Origin of the sequence: Teichococcus wenyumeiae (genome assembly GCF_003696345.1) — a bacterium.
Lineage (GTDB): Bacteria > Pseudomonadota > Alphaproteobacteria > Acetobacterales > Acetobacteraceae > Pseudoroseomonas > Pseudoroseomonas wenyumeiae.
In genome coordinates, this window is sequence record NZ_RFLX01000026.1 from 1 (window position 1) to 8483 (window position 8483).

Here is an 8483-nt window from a genome sequence, read left to right on the forward strand (position 1 = left end):
GGCATCCAAACTGCAGGGACAGAGACCCGACCCGTAACTTCCCGGGCCTCCACCTCCAAGCCGCCAGTCCGTGCAACAAGGTTACGCAACGCAACAAACATGTAAATGTTACCCTTTCCTAAGGCACCGAAGCCTGTCTATCTTCATCTATCGTAAGGTAGAGGCTCCTCAGTGTCTGTTGGCGTGTACCAGACTGAACTGCGGGCTTGGACCCATGGTGGATGTTTGCAAGCGCTGCCAGGCGCGCCAGCTAATCTGGCGGCCGCACTGCGACAGGCGGCCCAAAGCGGCGCAGGCATCTTCTATGCCGAAGACCATCGTCAGCAATCTTATGCCGAGCTTCTTCAGCAAGCCTCAAGTATAGCTGGAAGCTTGAGAGCGCAAGGACTACGCGACGGGGAACCCGTTGTTCTGCAACTGGACAACGCGGCGGATGTTTTGCCGGCAGTATGGGCCTGTTTTCTGCACGGTTATACGGCAGTGCCGGTCGCCCCTGTTGCCGAGTTCACCAACGGACATGCCGAGGCCCGCCGGTTGCGGGCGGCCATTGATGTTCTGAACGATCCGCTGGTCGTGGTGCCTGATGACAGGCTTGAGGAATGGCGCGGTAGAAACGTGGGCTCGCGCGTGGTGTCTCTGCGGGAGCTACGTCAGGACAGCGCGAAGGAAAGGCCGAAAGAGCCGGGTCCGGAAAGCCCTGCGCTTCTTCTGTTGACCTCAGGAAGCACGGGCACTCCGAAGGGCGTGCCGCTGACCCATGCGAACCTGCTGGCCATGGCTGCCGGCACGGCGCAGATGAACGGCTTCGGCGCGGCGCACGCTGCCTTGAACTGGATGCCGCTGGACCATGCCGGCGCCCTGATATTCCTGAGCGTCATGCCGGTCCTGCTGGGCGCCAGCCAGGTACACATACCGACCCGGCGGGTGGTGGAACGCCCCCTGCTCTGGCTGGAACTGATTGCCCGGCACCGTGCGGCTATCTCCTGGGCTCCGAATTTTGCCTTCTCGCTCATCAACAATGCGGCGGAGGAACTGCAACGGGCGGCGTTGGACCTGTCGTGTCTGCGATTTCTGGTGAATGCCGGCGAACAGGTGACGGCCAGAACCGCTCTGGACTTCCTGACGCTCCTGGCACCCTACGGCGTGCCGCAGGACGTGCTGCGACCGGCCTTCGGCATGTCGGAAACTTGCTCCGGCATCACTTGGTCGGCTGGCCTGACGCCGGCATGCCTGGCACAGGAGGGTTCCTATGTTTCCTTGGGACGTCCCATTCCCGGCGCGGAGATCCGCATTACCTGCGAGGACGGCGCGGTCCTGGCGGAAGGGGAGGTCGGTCGGCTGGAACTGCGCGGTGCATCCGTCATCACCGGCTACCACGCGAACCCTGCCGCCGATGCGGAAGCCTTCACCGATGATGGCTGGTTCCGCAGCGGCGATCTCGGCTTCATCCGTGACGGCGAGCTGTACCTGACCGGCAGGGAAAAAGAGGAGCTGGCCATCAACGGCCGTAAGGTACCCCTTCACGACGTGGAAGCCAGCGTCGCGATGGTGCCCGGCGTCATGCCTGCCTTTACCTGCGCCTTCGGCGTCAGGCAGGCAGATACGGACGGGCTTGTTGTCACCTTCTGCGCGGAGGAGCGGGACCAGGCGGCATGGCCCGCCCTGGTCCGGGCAATCCGGGCCCACCTCGTGCGCGACATGAGATTGTCGCCGGTCCAGGTCGTCCCTCTCGCTGCCAGTGATGTTCCGAAATCCAGCATCGGCAAGATCCAGCGCCGCAGCCTCCAGGCCAGCTATATGGCTGGGAACTTCACCGAGGTCACGAACCGGTTCGACACCGCGCCCGGGCGCGCCGCCGCCGGAACGCCGCTCTCCGCTGTCGAGGAGCGCGTGGCCGCAATCTGGAGAGCCGTGCTCGACCTGCAGCATGTCGGGCGGGACGAGAACTTCTTCGATCTTGGCGGGCACTCGCTGCTGCTGATCAAGGCCCAGTCGATGCTGGAGGCCGCCTTCGGGCCCGTGACACTGGGCGACTTGTTCGCGCATTCCACCGTGGCCATGCAGGCCCGCTTCCTGTCAGGCACGAAGGAGGACGTGGTGCCGCGCCCGGTCCGTCGCAGCGCCGACGGCCGTCGCGTCGACATCGCGGTGATCGGCATGGCCTGCCGCTTCCCCGGTGCCGACACCATTGATGAATTCTGGCGCAATCTCCGCGACGGCGTGGAATCCATCCGCACCTTCACGGCGGCCGAGGCGGTGAGGGAGGGTGCCGACCCGCGCTCCGCGCAGCAGCCGGGCTACGTCGCGGCGAGCCCGGTGTTGAACGACGCCGCCGGGTTCGACGCCACCTTCTTCGGCCTGACGGATCGCGAGGCGGAGCTGATGGACCCGCAGCACCGCCTGTTCTTGGAATGCTGCTGGGAAGCCATGGAGGATGCGGGGCAGGACACGCTGTCCGCTCCCGGCAGCGTCGGCGTCTATGCCGGCGCGAGCATGAACACCTATCTGCTGAACAACGTCCTGCCTGCCCGCGCCGGGCTGGACCCGCAGGACGACCTGCGCAGCGTTACCCTGGATTCCATGGGCGGCTTCCAACTGATGGTGGCCAACGACAAGGACTATCTGGCCAGCCGCGTTTCCTACAAGCTCAACTTGCGCGGCCCCAGCATCAACACCCAGACCGCCTGTTCAACCGGCCTCGTGGTCATCCATCAGGCCGTGCAGAGCCTGTTGGCGGGCGAGTGCGATATGGCCATCGCCGGCACCTCCTCCGTACAGGCGCCGCAGCTGGCCGGGCATCTGCACCAGGAGGGCATGATCGTGGCACCGGACGGGCACTGCCGCGCCTTCGACGCCGATGCCCGCGGCACCATCTTCGGCAGCGGCGTCGGCGCGGTGGTGCTGAAGCGGCTGGACGATGCCCTGGCCGCCGGCGACCGCGTGCTCGCGGTGGTGAAAGGCACGGCGGTCAACAATGACGGCCTGCGCAAGGTCGGCTACATGGCGCCGAGTGAGGCCGGCGAGAGTGAGGTCGTGCGTGCCGCGCTGGATGTGGCCGGCGTTCCAGCCGACAGCATCGGCTTCGTGGAAGCGCACGGCACGGGCACCGAGATCGGCGACCCCATCGAGGTGGCGAGCCTGACCCGTGCCTGGCGGCATGACACCACGCGAACCGGCTTCTGCGCGCTGGGCTCCGTGAAGACCAACATCGGCCATCTGCAGATCTCGTCGGGCATCGCCGGCTTCATCAAGGCGGTGCTGGTGCTGCAGCACCGGCAGATCCCGCCCACCCTGCACTACCGGCGGCCCAACCCCGCCATTGCCTTCGAGCGCACGCCCTTCTTTGTCAACACGGAAGCGCTGCACTGGGTGGAATCGGAAACGCCGCGCCGCGCGGGCGTCAACTCGCTCGGCATCGGCGGCACCAACGCGCATGTGATCCTGGAGGAAGCGCCGGCCCGGCCGCGCCGTGCCGCCGGCGACACGCGGGAATGGTATCTGCTGCCGCTCTCCGCCCGCTCGCCCGCTGCCCTGGCCGCGCTGCTGGCGCGCTATCGCGACAGGCTGCTGGCTGACCCGGCGCTGGACTGCGCCGACCTGTGCTACAGCGCCGCCACCGGACGCCACCATTTCGCCCACCGCTTTGCCGCCGTCTTCACCGGGCGGGACACGTTGCTGGCGGCGCTCGACGCCGCCCTGGCCGGCCCGCCGGACACCGCCCGGGCACCGGTGGGCGATGTCGCGTTCCTGTTTACCGGCCAGGGCGCCCAGCACACCGGCATGGCGCTGGGCCTTTACCGGGAGGAACCGGTTTTCCGCGATGCGCTGGACCGTTGCGCGGCGCTGCTGCGGGCCGAAGACGGGTTCGACCTTCCGGCGGCGCTGCAGGGCGAGGCGCTGGGCGAGACCGCGCAGGCCCAGCCAGCCCTGTTCGCGGTGGAATACGCGCTGGCGACGCTCTGGCAGGCATGGGGGCTGCGCCCCGCGGCGCTGCTGGGCCACAGCCTGGGCGAATACGTCGCCGCCTGTCTCGCCGGTGTGTTCAGCCTGGAGGACGGCCTGCGCCTCGTGGCGGCCCGCGCGCGCCTGATGCAGGCCCTGCCGCGGGACGGGGCGATGATATCCCTGTCGGCCGATCCTGACCGGGTGCGGGCCGCGCTGGCGCCGTACCGCGACACGGTGTCAGTCGCCGCGCTGAATGGTGCGGCCAGCACAGTGGTGTCCGGCCGCGCGGCGGACGTGGCCGCGCTGGCCGCGCGGCTGGAAGCGGATGGCGTGCAAGGCATCGCGCTTCGCACCTCCCACGCCTTCCACTCGCCGCTGATGCGGCCGATGCTGGAGGCCTTCCGCGCGGTGCTGGCGACGGTGACGCTGCGGCCGCCATCCCTGCCCTTGGTGTCGAACCTGACCGGCGCGGTGGAAACCGCCTTGTTCACCGAGCCGGACTACTGGCTGCGTCACGTGATGGAGCCTGTGCGCTTCGCGCAGGGCGTCGCCACCCTGGAAGCGCTGGGATGCGCCACGCTGGTGGAGATCGGCCCCAGGCCGGTGCTGGCCGGGCTGGTGCGCGGCAGCGCTTGCGTTTTGCCGTCCCTCCGCCCTGGTGTGGCCGATGCGCGGCAGATGCTGGAGAGCCTGGCGGAACTGTACCGGCGCGGCCTGACGGTCCACTGGGACGCGCTGCACGACGCCACCCTGCGGCAACGCGTCCCACTGCCGTCCTACCCCTTCCAGCATCGCCGGTACTGGATCGAGCCGCGGCCCCAGGCGCCTCAGGCGCAGGATGCCGCGCTGCATCCCCTCGCGCATCGCCGCCTGCGCCTGCCGGGCCTGCCGCATTCGGTGTTCGAGACCACGCTGGAGGCCCGGCGCCTGCCGCTGCTGGAGCACCACCGGGTGCATGGGCGCGTGCTGGTCGCGGGGGCCGGGTACCTGTCCATGCTGCTGGCCGGCGCCGCCCTGCTGACGGGCCGGGAAGCCCAGGTGCTGCGCGAGGTATCCTTTGTGGAGCCGCTGTTGCTGCCGGAGCATGGCGGCTGGACCGTGCAGATGCAGTTCCTGCCCCTGCCGCAGGGGCAGGAAGCGCGTCTGGTGGGCTTCGACGCCGCCGCGGAGGAGGGCGACCACCGCCTGCACGTCACCGCCACCCTGGCGGCGGATGTCGCCCCGCCGCCCGCGCCGCCGGATTTCGCCGCGCTGCGGGAACGCTGTCCCCGGTTGCTGGAAGCCGCGACGCTCTACGCGCGGCTGGCCGACCGGCACATCGCCCTCGGCCCACAGTTCCGCTGGCTGGAACGGATCTGGCTCGGGCAGGATGAGGCGGTGTTCGAGGTGGCGCCGCCTTCCGGCGAGGCCGTGGACCCTGCCTTCCAGTTGCACCCGGGCCTGCTGGATTCCCTGTTGCAGCCGGCCCTGGCCGTGCTGGCGATGGGGCAGGGGAACGACACCTACGTGCCCGTGGCGCTGGAATCATTCCGTTTCCACGCCCGCCCCGCGGCCTTTCCGTTGCGCGGATATGTGCGCCGGCGCGGCGCGGCGCAGGATCTGGCGGACATCCTCGTCTGCGATGCCACGGATGCCTGCGTGGCAGAGGTGCACGGCTTCGAGTTCCGCCGGCTGGATGCGGGCAGGGTGGGCGCGGCATCCCCGCTGGATGCGGCGCTCTACGCCGTGGCCTGGGACGAATGCCCCGCTCCGGCGGCGGCAGCGGCGGAGTTTCCCGCTCCTGCTGTTCTGATGGCCGATGATGCGGTGCTGCGCCATGGACTGGATGCGCCCCTGGCGGCGGTCAACAGCCCCCGCTACCAGCAGCAGTCCGAGGACCTGGAGGCGCTCGGCCTCGCCTACCTGGTCGAGGCCTTCAAGGAAGTCGGCGCCCTGCCGCAGCCGGGTGCCTGGCGCGGCACCGAGGAGATCGCGCGGCGGCTGGCGCTGGTTCCGGGTCAGGACCGCCTGCTGCGGCGGCTGCTGCACATCCTGGAACGGCATGGCCGCCTGCTCGGGCGCGACGGGGGATGGGAAGCGCTGGAATGCCCGCCCGCCCTGTCCTCCGCCGCGCAGCGGGCGCGGGTCGAGGCGCGGCACGGCACGGCGGCGGAAGCAGAGCTGGCGCTGCTGGCCGCCTGCGGCACGCAACTCGGTGCCATCCTGCGCGGGGAGGCGGACCCGCTGGAGGCGCTGTTCCCGGGCGGAGACCTCGGCCCCGCCACGCGCCTGTACCAGGATTCCGCCGGCTTCGGCGCGTTGAACGGCCTTGTGGCCAATCTGGTTGAGAGGCTGGCCCAGGGCCTGCCGGCCGGCCGGCGCCTGCGCATCCTGGAAGTCGGCGCCGGCACGGGGGCCACCAGCCACTACGTGCTGCGGCGGCTGGACGCGGCCCGGGTGGACTACGTGTTCACCGACGTATCGCCCCTGTTCCTGGCGCGGGCGCGCGGCAAGTTCGCGGCCTGGCCCGGCATGGACTACCGCCTGCTGGACATCGAGCGCGACCCGGCGGAGCAGGGCATCGAGCCCGGCAGCGTGGATCTCGTGATCGCCGCCAACGTGCTGCACGCCACGCGGGACCTGTCCGAGACCCTGGCCCATGTGCGTCGCATGCTGCGGCCCGGGGGGCACCTGGCGCTGCTGGAGGTGAACGAGCCCACCGTTCCGGTGGACCTGACCTTCGGCCTGCTGGAAGGCTGGTGGCGCTTCAGCGATACGGCGCTGCGTCCGGCCTACCCGTTGCTGTCGCGCCGTCAGTGGCTGGCGCTGCTGCGGGCGCAGGGCTTCGCCACGGCCGCCGCCGCGCCGCTGGAGATTCCGACGCCGGGCGGGCTGCAGAGCGTGATTCTCGCGCAGGCGGACGGCGTTGCGCCGCAACGCCCTGGCGCATGGGCCGTGCTGGGCGGGGCAGGGCCGGCGGGGGCACTGGCCACCGCGCTGGCGGCCGCGGGCGCCGAAGCGCGCCCGATGTCCGAAGCCGCGCTGGATGCCGCCCTGGTGGGCGGGGATGCGCTGCGCGGCATCGTGCTGGTCGTGACGCCCGGGGAGGCGGCCGCTGCGGCATGTACCGCCGCGATCCGGCTGTTGCGGGCGCAGTTGCGCGCCGGCACGTCGCACCCCGTGCATCTGGTGACACGCGGCGCGCTGGAAGATCCGGCGCAAGCCACGTTGCAGGGCCTGGGTCGCGTGCTCTTCGCCGAGCATCCGGACATGGCCGGCAACCTGATCGACCGCGATCCGGACGAACAGGGCGACACCATGGCCGTTCTGGCCTCCCTGCTGCTGGAAGGGCGGGCGGAAGACGAGCTGGCCCTGCGCGGCGGCCGCGTGCTGGCCGCGCGGCTGCGGCCGCTGCCCGCGCCGCGACCCGCCAGTATGCCGCTGCGGGCCGATGGCACATACCTGATCACCGGCGGCCTCGGCGGCATTGGCCTGCGCCTCGCCACCGCGCTGGTGGCGCGGGGTGCGCGCCACCTGCTGCTGCTGGGCCGCGGCGCACCGGACGCGGCGGCGCAGGCCGCGATCGACGCCCTGGCCGCGCGCGGGGTGCGCGTCCGCACGGCGCAGGCGGATGTGGCGGATGCCGCGGCCCTGGCGGCTGTGCTGGCGCAGGGGGAAGAGGAGCCGCCGCTGCGCGGCGTCTTCCATCTCGCCGGCGTGCTGCACCAGGGGGTCCTGGCGCAACTGTCACCGGATGCCTTCGCCACGGCGACCGCCGCCAAGATCGAAGGAGCATTGCATCTGGACCGCCTGACGCGGGCGGCGCCGCTGGAGCATTTCGTGCTGTTCTCCTCGGCTGCCGCGCTGCTGGGCCTGCCGGGGCAGGGTGCCTACGCAGCCGCCAACGCGGCGCTCGACGCGCTGGCACGCCGGCGCCGTGCCGCGGGCCTGCCCGCTCTCAGCATCGGCTGGGGGCGGTGGTCGGAGGTTGGCATGGTGGCGTCCGATGCCGTGCGGCTGGAGGCTGCGGGCCATGGCGCCATTGTTCCCGATGCCGGTCTGGCGCTGCTGGAACGGATCTCCGATGGCCCTGCCCACCAGGCGGTGCTGCCGGCGGACTGGCCGCGCCTGCTGGCCGGACTGCCGCGACGCCCCACGCTGCTGGCGGAGCTGGAACGCCCGGCGCCGCAACCGGTGTTCCAACCGGCGCCGCCCGCGCCCGCTGTTCCTGCCGGGCCGGCGCCAGGGGGCATGATGGGCTACCTCGTGGCTGAGCTGCAGCGGATCACCGGCGCGGCCATGCCGCCGCCGGCCACCAGCACCTTGCTGGAACTGGGGCTCGACTCGCTGATGAGCATCAACCTGCGCAACCGCATCGCGCGCGAGGTGGGCGTGAACCTGCCGCTGGGCACGCTGATGGATGCCACCCTGCGGCAGCTCGCGGCGGAGCTGGAAGCGCGCGCCGACCTGGCGGGCCGTATCCGCATGGATGCCGGCCCCGTGCCGGCCGAAGCCGGCGACGCTCCCATGGAAGAGGATATCCTCCTATAACGCCCCTG

1 protein-coding gene is annotated in these 8483 nt (G+C 70.7%); it reads left to right on the plus strand.

Going from position 1 to position 8483, the window contains the following annotated elements; translation table 11 throughout:
* The first annotated feature begins 183 nt into the window (after positions 1-183).
* Complete coding sequence (locus EBE87_RS22070; protein ID WP_233560151.1) at positions 184-8475, plus strand: type I polyketide synthase; 8292 nt, start codon at positions 184-186, stop codon at positions 8473-8475.
* The last annotated feature ends 8 nt before the right edge of the window (positions 8476-8483 follow it).